Below are 18,041 nucleotides of genomic sequence, written 5' to 3' on the forward strand. Positions count from 1 at the left end.
TTTAAATATTTTACCTTATTTATTCTTTTAGTTCAAATAAATACAGTGAACATTAAAAAAATGTAAGATTAAACAGACTATCTTTTCAAATTTTTAAGTTTATTTTCAGCATTTTTATAATTTGGTAAATAAATACTTACTAAGTTATAAAACTTTTTTGAATGATTTGGTATGATAAAGTGTGCTAATTCATGCACTATTACATAATCAATACACTCTTGATCATAATGAAGTAACATAGAAGATAATACTACTTCATTTCTTTTATAATAACATGTTCCATACTTTGAAATCATCTTTCGCACTTTTAATTTCGGTAAAAAATCAATGTGTTGAAAAGACTGTACTATCTCAAAAAATCTTTTTTCTAATATTTTTTTTGCAGATTCAACCATAAACTTATCAACTAGTTTGTTAATTACTTCTTTATCGTTGATATCCTTTACCATTATATATAAGTATTCTTTTTCTATAAATGCTATTTGGTTACCATTTGTTTTTTTCACTTGGATAGTATATTGATTGTCAAGATAGTTTATAATATCATTATTTTGGTAGCCACTCTTTTTCATTTTTTCTAAATCATACTTATTTTCTATCCTATCTATATATTGATCTATAAATGGTAGTAACTGCTCTTTGTTAGTATGATAAGGTGTTGTAATTAATAGTGAGCCATCTGTTTTCATTCTAATATAAGTATTTTTATTTTTTGATTTTTTATCTATTACAACATAATAATTACGATGTTTAAAACTATCCATTAATAACCATCTGCTTGTCTTTGGTGGTTTGTTTTATTCTTTTCCATATAGGCATTTATAATATCATCTTTAGTAAAGTTTAGACTAATTGCTACTTTAATATACTGTTCAAATAATTTATGAATGTTCTCATTGTTAAAATTATCATTTAAATTTGTTGCTAATGTGAATACTTTTATAAATTGTTGAGTTAATGATTGTTTATCATTTTCAACATTAAAATCTAATTGTATATCAAGATCATTTGCTAATGATACTAAAAAATGTATTCCATCAACATATTCTTCTAATATTACTTCTTTAGCTGAAGCATCTTTTAAAGACCAATATTTGAATGTTCTTGTTTCATTTGCTAGTTCACCTAATTCTACTAAAAAAGCTAATATTCTTTTTGATTTAGTATCATGGTTGTTAACATTATGTATAGCTGCAATTTTTTGATCTAAATCAGCTTGTATTGGTTTAATTTTTTCTAAATTTATTTCCATTGTATTTTCTCCTATTCATAATTTTTAATTAAAAAAAAGCTAAAATACAACCGTATTTTAGCCTGATTAATTATTTAAGTAAATCGATTAATTCTTCTTTTTTCATTGCAGAATAACCAGTTTTACCTGCTTCTTTAGCCATAGCTCTTAATTCTACGACAGTTTTATCTTCTAAACTTTCAGTTGCAACAGCAGTTTCTTCTACAGTTACTGTAGTTTTTCCTTCTAATGCATCTTTAGCTTGGTTTACAATAATTTCAAAACCTTTTTCATCGTGAATAGCCATTTCTGAAAGCATTTTTCTATTGATTTCAATTCCAGCTAATTTTAAACCATGAGTTAATCTTGAATATGAAATATCATGCATTCTTGCTGCTGCATTGATTCTTGCAATCCATAATCTTCTCATGTTTCTTTTTAGTTGTTTTCTATCTCTAAAAGCATATTGTAATGATTTCATTACCTGCTCATTTGCTGTTCTATAAAGCTTGCTTTTTGATCCATAATAACCTTTTGCAAGTTTTAATACTTTTTTACGTCTATTTCTTGCGACGTTTCCACCTTTTACTCTTGCCATGTTTTTCGTTTCCTCCTTATATTATTAATTATTTAACTAATAATGTTTTGATTCTTTTGTAATCGCTCTTAGAAATTAATGATGCTTTTCTAAGTTGTCTTCTTTGTTTCGTTGATTTTCTTGGTGCTAAGTGAGAAGTATAAGCACGTCCTCTTTTAAGTTTTCCTGTTCCTGTTTTCTTAACACGTTTAGCTAAACCACGGTGTGATTTCATTTTTGGCATAATCTTCTTCCTCCTATGCTATTTCTTTTTAGGTGCAACAAACATGATCATGTTGTTACCCTCTAACTTAGGTGCTTTTTCCACCACTGCTATATCTTCGATACCTGCAATAAAGTTTTTCATAATTTCTCTACCTATATCAGTATGAGCCATTTGACGTCCTCTAAATCGCATTGCTACTTTTAATTTGTCACCTTTTTCTAAGAACTTACGTGCATTTTTTAATTTTGTATTAACATCGTTAGTATCAATTACTGGTGATAATCTAATTTCTTTTGTATCTTGAATTTTCTGATTCTTTTTTGCTTCTTTAGCTTTCTTTTGAGCTTCGAAACGATATTTTCCATAGTCAATTATTTTGGCTACTGGTGGGTTTGCTTTTGCTGCAACCACAACTAAGTCTAAGTTTTTTTCTAAAGCCATTTTCATTGCTTCTTTAGTGTTAATAACACCAACTTGTACCCCTTTATCGTCAATTAATAATACTTCTCTTGCTCTAATAGCCTCATTTACCAAATCATCATTTTTGGCAAATCCTTTATTTCCTGAACCAAATTTACTAATAATAGTGCCCTCCATTTCATTTTAATAAAAAAACACTCTGTAAAAAGAGTGTTACATTTTCTCAATAAGGTTTTGTCTCTACATACTGTATCGTCAGTGACCTTTACCCATAACTATTTTGTCATCGGGTGAGATTTGCATCTTCTTTCCACGCACTTGTAATTATATCAAAATTAACTTTAACTGTCAATACTATATACAATTAAGTTGAAAGCTTATATATAAGCAATTTTAACTGTAAAGTGTAAAGTTAACTTCTACACTTCCACTTAATTCGTAGAATTAAGTCTTACATCGATTATCATTAAAATATCAGTAGAAGTTAGTCTTACACAGGTATACAATAGTATTAATAGATTTCGCTTTTTATATTTTTATGAAAGAGTGATTAGTATGGAAACAAACAAAGGTAAACATTTAACTTTAGTAGAAAGAGAATACATTGAAAGTAAACTTAAAGAACTTGCTACTAAAACTTCAATCGCTAAAGATTTAGGTAAAAGTAAATCTACAATAAGCAAAGAAATTAAAAATCATCGATACTTATATATTAAGTCTTATTCAAGAGATAGAAGTCTTGTATTTGATTGTATTCATATGCAAGAATGTAAAGTTAATAAATGTAATAATACTTGCTCTGATTATTCAATGATACCTTGTAAGCATAGAGATAAAATAATCGGTGTTTGTAATGGATGTGTTGATATAGTTAGCTGTAGATATACTAGGTATAGATATGATGCGAAAAGAGCTCAAAATGAATATGAGTATTCACTTGTAGATTCACGTATAGGTGTAAACCTTACTACTTCTCAAGCTTCAATTATCGGTTCTATTATCAAACCTTTAATAAATAATGGACATTCTCCATATGCGATTATTAAATCTAATGATAATTTAAATATTTGTGAAAAGACACTCTATAATTATATTTCTAATGGAGTCTTTTCTAAAGATGGTTTAATAGATCTCGATTTAAGATGTAAAGTATCAAGAAAAGTAAAAAAAATTAAATCAAAGCCAAGAAATAATAGAGCTTATTTAACCAACAGAAAGTTTAATGACTTTGAAAAATATTTATTGGAACATGCTTCATCCTCTGTAGTAGAAATGGATACAGTATATAATAATATATCAACTGGTCCATTTATTCAGACTTTTTATATTAGAAAATTCAAAATTATGATTGGGGTCTATCAAAATGAAAAATCTATGGAAGCAATGGTAAATGGTCTAAAATATTTAAAGTCTTTACTTGGAGATGACTTATATAAAAATATATTTCAGGTGATTTTAACAGATAGAGGTAGTGAATTTTATGCAACTGATAAAATTGAAGAATTAGGTAGTAAATTATTTTATTGTGATCCAATGGCTTCATATCAAAAAGCAAATGTTGAAAGAGGCCATGTAACATTGCGATATATATTGCCAAAAGAAAAAGATCTAAATAATCTTGGCTTAAAATCACAAGAAGATTTAGATCTAATCTTTTCACATATTAATTCATATCCAGTTGAAACTTGTAATGGTAAATCACCAATTAATTATATGAAATATTTTATTGATAACACCAATGAAATATTACAATTACTAAAAATTAGTGAAATAGAACCTTCAAGTATAATACTTAAGCCAAAACTTATAAAGAAATAAACCGTAACGAATTAATATCAAAATAAGCGAAATTCTATCGAATGAATGAATACATACATAGTAGAAGTTAGTGTTACAACATTACAAAATTACAAAACTACTATGATTTTCAGTGTGTAGAAATTAGTCTTACTTTGAATATAAGTATACCACTATAGATAAGTATTGAAAGTAAACATCACTAAAAAAACACCTTTTAATCGTTAGATATAGAATTTAGTATTACATGAACCATCTATAGCCTAAGTGTAGAATTAAGTTTTACACTTTACCAAGCAATTTTAACTCAGCTTCTCTATTCTATCATATCTTTATATTTATTACTAGAAGTAATTATAAAACAATTAGTAAAATATTATTATCTTATGTTTTATGTGATTATGTAGCTGAATCATTATTTATTTAAATTTTTAGTTTATATAATATTAAAATTGTTTTAAAAACATAATTATGAATATAACTATAATAGTAGTAATACATAATTCAGCCTGAAAAAAACTTTAGTTAACCATTATTTTACGATATTTTTATTTTACTAGTCTTTTTTTGTGTTATATTTATTACATACAATTTAATACATTCTTTTCCACTAGGGGCGCTTAATGCTGAGATGGTCTTTTCCTGTCCCTTTGAACCTGATTTGGTTAGTACCAACGTAGGGAAGTGATTACGATTTAACACGTAACCGTTTTTGTTCAGTGGAATAAGCACGGTTTTTTTGTATATAAATTTTTTGGAGGTATTAAAATGCAAAACAAAGCACAATGTGGTTGCACTGGTAATATTAATATTACTGGTTGCCGTCTATCGTATTATCCTATGTCTAATGATTATGTCAATATAATATTAGATGCTGTTAAAGATGTAGATTCAAGTAAGGTTTATAGTAAAACTGATTTATTTTCAACAATGTATCGTGGAAGTCAATCTTATGTAGTACATACTGCTAAGCAGTTATTTACTAATGCTTATCACAAAGATATTCATAGTGTTTGTGAATTAACTTTTTCTAAAGGCTGTCCTGGAGATGTTGATGCTGATGTTATTATTCAAGAAAATGAGCTGGATAATTTAGATGTAAAAACTGATGATTCTTTTCTAGTACATGCTAAGTATTCTTTTTATGTTTTTGGAGATAATGATTATATGAAAGAAATTATGTATATTGTAGAACTTGCAAATAAATATAATTTAAAACCTACTAGTGATCACTATGTAACTCTTTTAACTGGTTCTGCTAAAGATATGTTTGATTATTTCAATGAAGTTTTAAGTTATTCTTTTAAAAACTTGAATCACTATGTTTTAGAAGCAACTTTAAGTGTAAACAGTCCTAGTTTAAAAGGAGAAACTCTATAATGAAAAATATGTATAAATGGGAATTAAAAGACATAATTATGATTGGTCTAATTTCAATTATTTTTGGAATTATTTATTTAGGAGCTGTTCATATTGGTATTTATTTAGGAGTTTTACTAACACCTCTTGGTTTAGGTATCTTAGCTAATGAATTTATTTTTGGAATTTGGTTTATGGCGGCAACACTTGCTGTTTATATTATTAGAAAACCAGGAGTTGCTACAATAGCTGAAATGCTTGCAGCTTTAATTGAAGTTTTTTTAGGAAACATGTATGGCCCAATTATTTTTGTGTCTGGTTTAGTTCAAGGTATTGGTTCTGAAGCAGCTTTCTTTGCAACTTCATATAAAAGTTATTCAATGAAAACTTTTACTATATCTGCTTTAGGTGCAACAATTACAAGCTTTATTTGGGGATTCTTCCGTTCTAATTTTACAGGTATCTCTATTGGAATGTTAGTTGCGATTTTTGTAATTAGATTTATTTCAGCTTGGTTTTTTAGTGGATTTTTAGTTAAAAAATTAGTAGATGCATTAGCTAAGACTGGTGTTTTAGAAAACTATGAAATAAACAACAATGAAGTCTAATGTCTTTAGTTATAAAAGATTTCAGTTTATCATTTAAAGAATATACTTTATTTAATAAATTAAATCTTGAATTTGAAAATAATTCTTTCAATCTAGTTACTGGTGTTAGTGGAAGTGGAAAATCTACATTGTTTCATTTCATTTCTAATTCTTTAAATAAATCTTCAATTAAATTTGAAGGTAATGTTTTTATTGATGATATTGACTTATATGAATTAAATAATCAAGATAGATGTCATTATTTATCTTTGATGTTTCAAAACCCTGATTTACAGTTTTGTATGGATACTGTTGAAAATGAACTAATATTTTGCTTAGAAAATATTAATTGTGATCCCTTATTAATTAAAGATAAAGTTATGAATGCTTTAAACTTTGTAAATATCTGCCATTTGCAAACTAGAGTGCTTTCAACTTTATCTGGAGGTCAAAAACAGTTAGTTGCTTTAGCATGTAATTATATACTTGATAGTGATGTCTGGTTGTTAGATGAACCTTTTGCCAATGTTGACCCTGACACAACTAGACTACTGATCAAGAAATTAGTACAACTACAACACGATAAAAATAAAACTATTATTATTATCGATCACAAAATTGATAAATTATTAGCTTTCAGTGATAATATATATGTCTTAGATAATAAAACAATAACAGTATATAATAAAGATAATTATCCTAATACTGAAAACTATAATTTTATTTATCCTAATTTACATACCAAAGAAGTATTATTTGAACTAGAAAATTTTATACCTTTATTAAAGGATAATAGTGAAGCTAATGTCTGTTTAACTACTAAAATATATCAAGGTAGCATTATTGCTATTACTGGTGTAAGTGGTATTGGAAAAAGTAGTTTTTTAAACAGTTTAGCTGGTATGAATAGTTATAAGGGTAAAGCATTGTATAAAAAGACTGACTTATGTAAATTTAATAAAAAAATTTATTATAAAGATATAGGTTATGTTTTCCAAAACCCTATTGATCAATTTCTAACTAATAATTTAAAGCAAGAATTAGAACTGTCTTTAAAAAACTTTATGGATGAAACAAAGATAGCAAGTACTATTTTAAATGTTTTAAATAACTTAAGTTTAGCAAATAAAGAAGATTTATCTCCCTATAAATTAAGTCAAGGACAACAAAGAAGGTTTGCATTATCTTTAATAACTAGTAGAAATGTACAATTATTGCTATGTGATGAGCCAACATATGGTCAAGATTATAATAATGTAATTAAAGTTATTAATATGCTAATTGATAAGAATAATCATAATAATACTACAATTATTTATACTACTCATGATTATGAATTGGCCAGTGCTTTTTCACATGTTCATTTACACTTTACTAATGATGGTATTCAATTATTGAAAAATACTATAGATGGTGATATATCATGCTAAATATATTAAACCCTTCAATAAAATGTTTATTATTTTTAATAACAGGCTTAGTTTTAGCTTTTCAAAGTAATATTTATTTTGATTTAGCTTTATTATCATTCTTAATAGTATGCCTTTTGTTGTCTAAAATAAATTATTTAACATTTATTAAAACATTCTTAATTGTTTCAATTGCCTGTTTAAGTTTATATTTTTCAGCAAGTAATTTTTATGCCTTAGAAAACCAAAGTAATATTGCCTTTTTTAATATTGTTACTGATAGTAAAAGTATGTATGCCTTTGAGCTTGTAGCACGAACTTATGGTTATTTTATGCTAGGTGCTGCCTTTACTTTAACTACTGATGTAATAGATTTTTCTTATTCAATGCAACAGCAATTAAAATTACCACCAAAATTTGTTTATGGTATAATTGCTTGCCTTAATATGATGCCTCTTTTAAAAAATGAATATTTTAAACTAAAGTATAGTTTTAAAGCTCGTGGTTTAAACCCTTCTTTACTTAATATTAATTTATATTTACCCTTGCTTGTAAAATCGGTTTATTATTCAAATGCGCTTGCTTTAGCTATGGAATCTAAAGGTTTTAGTGATGATGCTTTACGTAGTTGTTATCATAAAACTAATATTAATTGGTATGATTATTTATTCATATTATTATTTAGTCTATTTATTATTGTTATTAGAATTATATTATAAAAATTAAAATAACCTAAAAAAATGGTATTACTTTAAAAGTAATACCATTTGTTGTTATGTAAGTAATATATATTTAATTTGTTTCTATTACACCATATCCACCATTTTTACGTTTGTAAATAAGATGAATATTTTCAGTTTCAATGTCTCTATAAATATAGAAATCATGATGTAACATTTCCATTTCTAAGATTGCTGTTTCAACATCTTTTGCCTCTGGAGTTATATGTTTAGTTCTTACAATTTCCTCTTCTTCTTCTAAGTATAGATCTTCTGGTGCTTCTAAGAAAGCAGGATCTAAAGCAAGTCCTAATTTTTCTTTTTCTTTACGATGTTTCTTGAATTTTGTTTTTAATTTTCTAACTTGTCTTTCAAGTTTATCAACTACTCTATCAATTGCATCATATAAATCTTTTTCTGTAGCTTCTGCTCTAAGAATTCCAAACTTTGTAGGAATTGTTGTTTCTACTTTTTCAATTCCTCCACGCTCTACACTAAGTAATACATTAGCTTTTGTAGTATCATCTACTACAAAGTATTTATCTAGTGTATCTAGACGAGATTTAACAAACTCATTTAACGCCTCAGTGACTTCGACATTTTCTCCTCTTACTGAATATTTCATAAGTAATCATTCCCTTCTAACTGTTATTAGTTATCTATATTATATATTAAACATAGAAATAGTAAAGTATATAACATTAGAATTTTATGCGATGCATTTATGTTATCTTTATTGATACATAAAGTATATTCATAACTAAAAAAGAGTCATAATATTTGACTCTTGTTTTTTTAATCATATTTAGATGGTTGGAAATTTCCTAGTATTTCTTTTGAAGGTGTAACATTTATAAAAGCATGTGGATCTATATCAAAGATCATGTCTCTTATTAAATTTATTTCATATGTTGAAACAACTGTGTAAATGAAGTTTTTGTCTTCTTTTGTATATCCACCTTTTGCTGGTAATACTGTCATACCATGTATTGTATTATCTAACATAGTTTGAATTACTTTGTCGCCTTCACCTGTAATTATAGCTAAGGTAACTCTATTGTATCGAACATGTATGGCATCAATTACTTTACTTGAAACAAATACTGAAATTAATGTATACACTGCAATTGTTATATTAAAGAAATATGCTGATGCTAAAACAATTAATCCATTTAATATCATCATATATTTTCCTGCTGATACTTGTTTTTTTACTGACATATACAAGGCAACAAAGTCTGTACCACCTGTTGATGCACCTGCTTCTAGGGCAACACCTGTACCAATACCAGCACATATACCACCGACAATAGCATTTAACATGATGTCATCTAGATGAACTACACTTGGCATAATTCCTAGGAATATAGATGTTATAACAACATTTATAAATGATAAAACTGTAAAGTATTTACCAACATTGAAATATGCTAATATTGCAAGAGGTATGTTCATTACTAGTAATGCTCCACCAAGAGGTATTGCTCCACTTGATAATTTATTGACTATTAATGCAACCCCTGTTAATCCACTTGATAATAATCCACTTGATTGATAAAAGTTTACAAGTGCAAATGCTTGAATAAGTGATGATAATGTTAATAATATTAAACTTTTAACTAATCTTTTTTTATTCAATTAAATCTCCTTCTTTCTCTTCAAATTCTAAATCTGATATTCTTGTAAATTCTCTACTTATTTTATTAGTAGTTGTTGTGATATCTTTTACTTCATTACTTACTTTTCCAATACTATTTGATAAAGACTGCCATCTTTTTTCATATCTTGTAAATTCTTCTTTTAGTTTATTCAAATGTAGATGAATTTGTTCTGTATATTTAGTAGCTTCTATATTTCTTAAAAGTACTTGAATAGAAGTTAATGTTGCCATTATTGTTGTTGGTGAGGCTATCCAGACATGCTTTTTATAAGCATATTCTAATACATCCTCATTATAAGCATTTACATGAGCAAAGATTGCTTCTGCTGGTAAAAACATTATTGCACTTTCAGCTGTTTCATATTTTATTATGTATTTTCTACTGATAGCATCTATATGGTTTTTCATATCTTGTTTAAATAATTTAGCTGCTTGAGTTCTAGTAGCATTATCTAATTTTTCATCGACCATTTTCTGATAGTTTTCTAATGGAAATTTAGAATCTATTGCTATTTTTCCTACGGGATCTGGAACATCTATCAAAGCATCAACTATAAAGTCATTACTTAATTTCTTTTGTAAATAATAGTATTTTCCAGGTTCTCCAAAAATGTTTTTCAAGATATTTGAAAGTTGTATTTCTCCATAAATACCTCTTGTTTTTTTATCAGTCAAAACATCTTGTAATGAAATGATGTTAGTTGATAGTGATTCAATTTTTTTCTGTGCTTCATCTATTTTAGATAATCTTTCTATCATTGAGGTAAATGAAGTATTTGTTTTTTCAAAACTCTTATTGATTTTATCATTCATATCTTTACTTATGTTGTATAGTTGGTCTTTTAAAAGATCGTTAATTTTTCCAAAACTATCATTTAAAAGCCTTATTATTTTAGCATAATTTTCAAAAGAATCTTTTTGTTGTTTATTAAAAGCATTATTATTATTATCTAATAATTTATCACTACTTACTTGCATTAAATTATTGATGTTAAACAATAATTCTTGATTATTAAACTTATTGTCTTGTTGAATTTTATTGTAATCAGTTGGCTGATTATTTTTTAGTTGTAATGCAATTAGTATTAGGACTGCTATTAAGATTATTATTAGTAAAATTTCTATCATTTATCATTATCCTCCTTACTAAATTTGTTTTGAATTACTTTTGAAAGTAGTATTATTAACACTAAAACTATAACTCCTACTAACAATGGTTTAGGATCTTCAAATACATGAAGTAGTGATTCTCCTAAATAAGTATTAAAACCTAAAGCAACAGCTTTTGCACTTAACATAGCTGCATAAAACTCTCTTTTTCTAATTGTTGAAAGTGCACATGCATAACTAATTAAAGAGTGTGGAAAAAATGGTAGTATCATTAATAACATTAATATCCACATTCCTTTTGTTTCTACCCAATTGAATACCTCATCCAATTTCTTATTATTTTTTATATGTGGTAAATTTAAAAACCAATCTGTAATAAAATATCTAATTGTAATGAATACAACAATTGTTCCAGTTACTGATCCTGCATAGGTAATTAAGAAACCTACAATTGGTCCATAGTTTTCTATATTAGCTAGCAACATTACATTTAGTGGTAACATTGGCATTATTGCTTCTAAAAACGGCATTGCAAAGGCACCAAGCAATCCTAAAGATGCAAGAAATGCTAAAGACACTTCTAATATATTAGATATGTTATCAATCAAACCATTTATAAATTCCCTCATTTAAAACCATCCTTTATTCAAAAAATTCGTCTTTTGGAGTCAATTCTTCTATTTCTACTTTTATTATACGCCCATCTTTAACTTGTGATATGTTTATATCTAAGTTTTCATACACAGTTTTCATACCTTCATACACTTTAGGTACTTTCATAATATTTTTAACCCAGTCAGCAACCTTAAGTCCTTTTGCATTTTCTGGCATTTTAGTTGCATCTAAATACATATCAAATAGTAATTGTACTTCTGTTTGCCCACTTACTTCAAAATTATGCAATCCTATTTCAATAACATCTGCTGGTAAATCATCAGTTTCATCGTATATTTCACCAACAAGTACTTCTAAGATATCTTCTAAAGTTACTATTCCAATTGTTTCAGCTGTTTTATCATCTACTACTATAGCCATATGATTCTTTTTTCGTTGTAACTCTTCTAAAACATCTATAGTATTCATTTCTTTTGATAATGTCATTGGTACATTAGCAATTTCTTCTAAACTCTTATTATTTTTTAAAACAATATTCATTAAATAGTCTTTTTCTAAAACAACACCTATTATCTCTTTATTATTAGCATCCATCAATGGTAGTCTTGAATGTTTTGTATTTGAAAATATTCTTGTTATTTTTTGATTGCTATCATTTATGTTAATTGCTATTATATCTTGTTTAGAAACCATGATTTCACTAATCTTAACATCAGCAAATTCAATTGCTGATTCTATTAATTCTCTTTCATCTTGATCAAGACCACCTTCATTTTCAATTAACATGACTAAATCATGTAGTTCTTGTTCAGTGAAAGAGTATTTTGAATTATTGTTTTGTGATTTAGCAATTTTATTTACAGCTTTTTGTAAAATATCAAATAAATAAGTGATTGGTCTCATAATTATGCCAATTACATATAATGGTTTGGCTGTTGCAACTGCTACTTTTTCAGGTGCATTAGCTGCAAAAGTTTTTGGTAGTACTTCACCAAACACTAATACTAATACTGTCATTACAATTGTGGCATAGACTACTGCACTTTCATTAAAAAGTGATATAAAAACCATTGTTGTTAATGATGATGCTAGAATATTAACAATATTATTCCCAACTAATATTGTTGTTAGATACTTGGTAAAGTTTTTTTGCATTTTATAAACTAATTTAGCTTTTTCTAATTTACTATCACTATCTTTTGATAATGCTCTTAGCTTCATTACATTAGCTGATGTTAATGCTGTTTCACTTGAAGAGAAAAAAGCTGAAATAGAAAGTAAAACGATTAATACGATAATTAAAATGATTGTACTTGTATTCATAATGTTCCCCTGTTCTCATTTTTTAATTAATATAGTGATTCTAATGTTTCATTTATAAAGATGTTCATTTTTTGTATTTTATCTTTAGCTTTTAAGATTGTATCTGCTTTTGAAGCTAAGTAAAATTTTAATTTTGGTTCTGTTCCACTTGGTCTTATTGCTAGCCAACTTCCATCTTCTAAGGCTATTTTAATGGCATTTGTTTCTGGTAAATTAGTTGAACTTACAACTTTACCATTTTCTATTATCTCTTTAAATTCAAAGTCATATATTTTAGTTATTTTCTGGTTTATAATACTTTCTAATTCTCCATTTCTAAAAAATGACATTATTAGTTGTACTTGATCTTTAGACTTTAAAGGATCTAAGTTAATTGATACTTGTTTATTTTGATAAAAACCATGTTCATGATAAATGTCTACTAATGCATCAAGTAATGATTTTTCTAATGTTCCATAATGATTAATCATTTCGGCAATTATTATTGTTGTAGAAACAGCATCTTTATCTTGAACATATGGATTTGATAAGAAACCTAGGCTTTCTTCATAACCAAATTCAAATTTATATTCATGTGATTTTGAGTATTCTTCAATTAAAGAACCAATATACTTGAATCCTGTTAATACTGAGATATTTGTTAAATTATATTTATAGGCAACTTCTTTACCTAGATCACTTGTTACAATTGTATCAATCATCACTGAATTATCTTCTAATTTATTTTGTTTATATCGATAACTTAGGATGTATTCTAATAATATTGCTCCTAGTTCATTTCCTGATAAAAGTTTGAATTCTCCATTTTTTCTTCTAACACAAACTCCTACACGATCACAATCAGGATCTGTGGCAATTACATAATCAACATTAAGCTGATTTGCTTTTTCTATTCCTAAAGCAAAGGCTTTAATATCTTCTGGATTAGGTTCTGGTGCAGTACTAAAATTTGGATCTGCATCCATTTGAGCTGGCACCTGAAAAATATGGGTAAATCCAGCTTGTTGTAGTGCTTTAGGAATTATTGGTCCACCAGCACCATGTAATGGTGTATAAACTATACCATGATTTCTTACATCTAATTCCTTATTTATCATACACTCTACAGCAGCATCAACAAATGGGCGATCATCTTTAGAATCTAAGAAATGAATAAGTTGGTTATTACTTCCAAAATTATCAATATCAATTTCTAATTCATTTTTTATTTGATCTATTTCATAGACAATTTTGCTTATTTCATCAGGTAATATTTGACAACCATTAGCATCATATACTTTATAACCATTATATTCTTTTGGATTATGACTTGCTGTTATATTTATTCCTGCAGCACAGTTCATGTACTTTATCATATATGAAAGTTGTGGAGTTGGTCTTAAATCTTCAAATATATATGCTTTAATATTTTCTTTTGCTAATAAATTAGCAACTAATGCTGCAAAATCTTGTGAAAATTTACGGTTATCATAAGCTATACATACTCCACTATCATTAATATCATAATGTTTTTTCTTTAGATATTGAATAAATCCTAATGTTGTTTTTGCTACAACATAATGATTTATTCTATTACTTCCAGGTCCTATTTTTCCTCTAATTCCAGCAGTACCAAATTCTATTTTCTGTGAAAAAGCATCTTCTTTTTCACTTTCACTCATTAAAAATAATTGTTTTTTTATCTCAGGATTTATTGTAAATGATTCAATCCATTTTAAGTATTCATTTTTACGCATTTTTTATCACTACTCCTTCACACTTTATTATAGCAAAATTTAATAATATCTTAAACTGTTTAGACAAATTATCCTATGTAAAAGACTATTTTAAACTTAGTTGTACAATATAAAGTTAAAACATCTGTTCTTATTTAATTTAGGATATGAAATACTACAAAAGTATTACTATTTTTTGTCATTCTTAATCGCAAAAAAGGCTACAATTTTCTTTTTATCCTACTCATTACTTAACATCAAATGTTTATAATGAAACATTTTTAATAACCTTAATCTAGTTTTGATTTGATTTAGTACATTAATATATAGATGTCTTTGTATAGTGTTATAATCTTTACATATTAAATCACTTTTTTAGATATACTTATTCTTATATTATCAACACTTACTAGTATGAATGATTATTCTATAAATTAATGATTATCACTTCTTATGTGTTTGATTACACTTATAAAATTTACTTTTGTTTTAACATACAAAAACCCACACTATAATATATAGTATGAGTTTTTGGTAATATGTATAATATTAGTAATTATTTACACTTAGTAATTTAAATGCTGTTGCTTGTGCTATAACAAGTTTTGCAAGTGATATTCTATATGGTGAACAAGATACATAATCTAGTCCATATTGATAACATAGAAGAATTGATTGTGCTTCTCCTCCATGTTCTCCACAAATACCAATTTTAATTTTAGGATCATAATTTCTTACTTTATCTGTGGCCATTTTTACTAATTGACCAACACCATTTTCATCCATTACAGCAAATGGATCTGCCGCAATTATTTTTTGTGATATGTAATCATTAGAGAATTTAGAAAAATCATCTCTTGAGAATCCATAAGTCATTTGTGTTAAATCATTTGTTCCAAATGATACAAAGTCAGAATATGGTGCTAAATCTTCAGCGATTAAACATGCTCTTGGTGTTTCTGCCATTATTCCAATTTTATAATCTATTTTTGTATTATGAACTTCACATAGTGATTCTATTAAATCAACTATTTGTTTTCTTATTTTAGTCAATTCATTTTCTGTTGTTACTAGTGGTATTTTAATATGTGGAACTATATTAATGTTTAGTTCTTCATTTATTTCAATAGCAGCTTCTACAATAGCTTTTGATTGCATTAAATAGATTTCTGGATATGTGATTGCTAAACGGCATCCTCTATGTCCAAGCATTGGGTTAACTTCTTTTAGTTGTGAAGATCTTTCTTTTATATATGAAACATCTAAATTTAAGGCTTTGGCAAGTCTTTCTTCATCTTCTTTTGTATGTGGTAAAAATTCATGTAATGGTGGATCTAAAAGTCTTATATTAACTGAAAGTTCTTTCATTACTTTATAAATTTCTTTAAAGTCTTTCTTTTGATGAGGGAATAGTTTATCTAAAGCTTCTACTCTTTTTTCTTTAGTTTCAGCTAGAATCATACTTTGAATATCAATAATACGATCTTCTTCAAAGAACATGTGTTCTGTACGACAAAGTCCAATTCCTGTTGCTCCAAACTCTAAGGCTTTAGCAGCATCATGTGCATTATCAGCATTTGCTCTTACTTCCATTAATGCATATTCATTTGCCCATTCCATTAATGTTGATAATTGATCAGGCATAGCTGTTGTTTCAATATCTATTTTACCTTCATAAACATTACCAGTTGATCCATCTACTGAAATCCAATCACCTTCATCGTAGATTTTTTCACCGATTTTAACTTTATGATTTGCATAATCTAATTCAACATTTTGGCATCCTACAATACAAGTTCTTCCCATACCACGAGCTACAACTGCAGCATGTGATGTCATTCCACCAGTTGATGTTACTACTGCATTACAATAAATCATTCCTTCAATGTCATCTGGAGTAGTTTCATGTCTTACAAGTATTGTTTCTTCACCTTCATTTGCTTTTGCAGCTGCAGTTTTTGCATCAAAATAAATTTGTCCATTTGCTGCTCCTGGAGATGCAGGTAATCCTTTTGAAATTGGTTGTAAGTTTTTAATTTCATCAGCATCAAATGATGGATGTAATAATTGTTCTACTTGATCAGGATGAACTCTTGTGATTGCTGTAATTTTATCAATGATTCCTTCATTGTACATGTCTACTGCAATTTTTAAAGCTGCTAAAGCTGTTCTTTTACCACTTCTTGTTTGTAAAAAGTATAGTTTTCCATCTTCTACTGTAAATTCAACATCTTGAACATCTTTGTATGAGATTTCCATTTTCTTAACTATTTCAAATAGTTCATCATATATTTTAGGCATGTCTTCATGCAATTTTTTTAATGGCATAGGTGTTCTAATTCCTGCTACAACATCTTCACCTTGTGCATTAATTAAATATTCACCAAATAATTCATTATCTCCTGTTATTGGATTTCTTGTAAATAAAACTCCTGTACCACTATTGTCAGAGAAGTTACCAAATACCATAGATTGGATGTTAACTGCTGTTCCAATTGTATGTGAAATATGGTTCAAATCTCTATAAATTATAGCTCTTTCATTTTGCCATGATCTAAACACAGCTTCAATTGCCATTTTAAGTTGCACATATACATCTTGATAGAATGCAATTCCATTATTGTTTTCTTTTACAATTTCCTTAAAAGCTTCAATAACTTCTGCAAGTGCTTCAACTGATAGTTCATTATCATGAACTACATTATATTTAGCTTTAATCTTTGCTAATCTATGTTCAAAAATATCTCTTTTTATTTCAAGAACTACATCAGAGAATATTTGAATAAATCTTCTATAACTATCATAAGCAAATCTTTGATTATTTGTTTTTTTAGCTAAAGCCTCTACTGTTACATCATTTAAACCTAAGTTTAGTACTGTATCCATCATTCCTGGCATTGAAACAGGAGCACCTGAACGTACTGAAACTAATAATGGATTATCAATACCACCAAATAATTTTCCAGTTGCTTGTTCTACTTCTTTTAAACTTGAATCTATTTGTAATTGTAATTCACTAAAAATTGTTTTGTCATTTGCATAATATTCATTACAAGCTTGAGTTGTAATTGTAAATCCTGGTGGTACTGGTAAGCCTTTATTAGCCATATATGCTAAGTTAGCTCCCTTTCCTCCTAATAGATTTACCATTGATCTATTTCCTTGATTAAACAAGTATGTATACTTAATTGTTGCCATTGTTTTCACCTCTCAAATATTTTACATTTATAGTCTATCACAAATTGTAAACGCTTACAATAGATATAGCTATAATTTTTTGAAATAGTTTTTGC

The 18,041-nt window shown here is 27.1% G+C and carries 17 protein-coding genes, 1 pseudogene and 1 riboswitch; of the genes and pseudogenes, 5 read left to right on the plus strand and 13 right to left on the minus strand.

The genetic code is table 4. The features are described 5' to 3' along the window. Positions 1–77: 77 nt before the first annotated feature. From ACD762_RS06330 to infC, 6 genes and pseudogenes are all read right to left on the minus strand, one after another. Complete coding sequence (locus ACD762_RS06330) at positions 78–764, minus strand: M48 family metallopeptidase (protein WP_423363147.1); 687 nt, start codon at positions 762–764, stop codon at positions 78–80. Continuing rightward, positions 764–1,252 carry a dUTP diphosphatase gene (locus tag ACD762_RS06335; RefSeq protein ID WP_423363148.1) on the minus strand — a complete coding sequence of 163 codons (489 nt, stop codon included), beginning with the start codon at positions 1,250–1,252 and terminating at the stop codon, positions 764–766. Before ACD762_RS06335 ends, ACD762_RS06330 begins: the two co-directional genes overlap by 1 nt. Positions 1,253–1,322: 70 nt before the next feature. Beyond that, positions 1,323–1,505 (minus strand): Rho termination factor N-terminal domain-containing protein, encoded by a 183-nt coding sequence (locus ACD762_RS06340; protein ID WP_423364719.1) that lies wholly within the window; start codon positions 1,503–1,505, stop codon positions 1,323–1,325. After that, positions 1,479–1,829, minus strand: a pseudogene (gene rplT / locus ACD762_RS06345) (50S ribosomal protein L20); the annotation flags it as partial. The pseudogene rplT and the gene ACD762_RS06340, both read right to left, overlap by 27 nt. 28 nt (positions 1,830–1,857) lie before the next feature. Further along, positions 1,858–2,052 carry a 50S ribosomal protein L35 gene (rpmI, locus tag ACD762_RS06350; RefSeq protein WP_423363149.1) on the minus strand — a complete coding sequence of 65 codons (195 nt, stop codon included), beginning with the start codon at positions 2,050–2,052 and terminating at the stop codon, positions 1,858–1,860. Between the two features lie 18 nt (positions 2,053–2,070). Continuing rightward, a complete protein-coding gene (gene infC / locus ACD762_RS06355; protein ID WP_423363150.1) occupies positions 2,071–2,631 on the minus strand; it encodes a translation initiation factor IF-3 in 561 nt (186 codons plus the stop codon). 378 nt (positions 2,632–3,009) lie between these two features. Between infC and ACD762_RS06360 the strand changes: the two genes are divergently transcribed. The 5 genes from ACD762_RS06360 (at position 3,010) to ACD762_RS06380 (ending at position 8,325) form a co-directional block, all read left to right on the plus strand. After that, positions 3,010–4,272, plus strand: a complete 1,263-nt coding sequence (locus tag ACD762_RS06360; protein WP_423363151.1) for an IS30 family transposase — start codon at positions 3,010–3,012, stop codon at positions 4,270–4,272. 581 nt (positions 4,273–4,853) lie between these two features. Continuing rightward, positions 4,854–4,951: riboswitch (TPP riboswitch) on the plus strand. 68 nt (positions 4,952–5,019) lie between these two features. Further along, positions 5,020–5,631 (plus strand): YkoF family thiamine/hydroxymethylpyrimidine-binding protein, encoded by a 612-nt coding sequence (locus ACD762_RS06365; protein ID WP_423363152.1) that lies wholly within the window; start codon positions 5,020–5,022, stop codon positions 5,629–5,631. Further along, a complete protein-coding gene (locus tag ACD762_RS06370; protein WP_423363154.1) occupies positions 5,631–6,218 on the plus strand; it encodes an ECF transporter S component in 588 nt (195 codons plus the stop codon). Before ACD762_RS06365 ends, ACD762_RS06370 begins: the two co-directional genes overlap by 1 nt. Beyond that, entirely contained in the window at positions 6,218–7,627 is a 1,410-nt protein-coding gene (locus tag ACD762_RS06375; protein WP_423363155.1) for an ATP-binding cassette domain-containing protein, read from the plus strand. The genes ACD762_RS06370 and ACD762_RS06375 overlap by 1 nt, the downstream gene beginning before the upstream one ends. Beyond that, on the plus strand, positions 7,621–8,325 hold the full coding sequence (locus ACD762_RS06380) for an energy-coupling factor transporter transmembrane component T family protein (RefSeq protein WP_423363156.1): 705 nt from the start codon (positions 7,621–7,623) through the stop codon (positions 8,323–8,325). The genes ACD762_RS06375 and ACD762_RS06380 overlap by 7 nt, the downstream gene beginning before the upstream one ends. A gap of 73 nt (positions 8,326–8,398) precedes the next feature. On the opposite strand, the gene hpf is transcribed toward ACD762_RS06380, so the two are convergent. The 7 genes from hpf to ppdK all read right to left on the minus strand — a co-directional run bounded on the left by hpf (position 8,399) and on the right by ppdK (position 17,946). Further along, complete coding sequence (gene hpf / locus ACD762_RS06385; protein ID WP_423363157.1) at positions 8,399–8,950, minus strand: ribosome hibernation-promoting factor, HPF/YfiA family; 552 nt, start codon at positions 8,948–8,950, stop codon at positions 8,399–8,401. A 170-nt stretch (positions 8,951–9,120) separates the two neighbouring features. After that, positions 9,121–9,963: a YitT family protein gene (locus tag ACD762_RS06390; protein ID WP_423363158.1), complete on the minus strand. Its 843-nt coding sequence runs from the start codon at positions 9,961–9,963 to the stop codon at positions 9,121–9,123. Then, positions 9,956–11,113 carry a DNA recombination protein RmuC gene (locus tag ACD762_RS06395; protein ID WP_423363159.1) on the minus strand — a complete coding sequence of 386 codons (1,158 nt, stop codon included), beginning with the start codon at positions 11,111–11,113 and terminating at the stop codon, positions 9,956–9,958. The genes ACD762_RS06390 and ACD762_RS06395 overlap by 8 nt, the downstream gene beginning before the upstream one ends. Beyond that, a complete protein-coding gene (locus ACD762_RS06400) occupies positions 11,107–11,724 on the minus strand; it encodes a TVP38/TMEM64 family protein (RefSeq protein WP_423363160.1) in 618 nt (205 codons plus the stop codon). Before ACD762_RS06400 ends, ACD762_RS06395 begins: the two co-directional genes overlap by 7 nt. 13 nt (positions 11,725–11,737) lie before the next feature. Next, a complete protein-coding gene (locus ACD762_RS06405; protein ID WP_423363161.1) occupies positions 11,738–13,033 on the minus strand; it encodes a hemolysin family protein in 1,296 nt (431 codons plus the stop codon). Positions 13,034–13,059: 26 nt separating this feature from the next. Beyond that, positions 13,060–14,769: a phospho-sugar mutase gene (locus ACD762_RS06410; protein WP_423363162.1), complete on the minus strand. Its 1,710-nt coding sequence runs from the start codon at positions 14,767–14,769 to the stop codon at positions 13,060–13,062. A gap of 528 nt (positions 14,770–15,297) precedes the next feature. Beyond that, complete coding sequence (gene ppdK, locus ACD762_RS06415) at positions 15,298–17,946, minus strand: pyruvate, phosphate dikinase (protein ID WP_423363163.1); 2,649 nt, start codon at positions 17,944–17,946, stop codon at positions 15,298–15,300. Positions 17,947–18,041 lie beyond the last annotated feature (95 nt).

The sequence above is a fragment of the Mycoplasma sp. P36-A1 genome (genome assembly GCF_049478495.1).
Taxonomy (GTDB): Bacteria; Bacillota_I; Bacilli_A; order JAJDGJ01; family JAJDGJ01; genus P36-A1.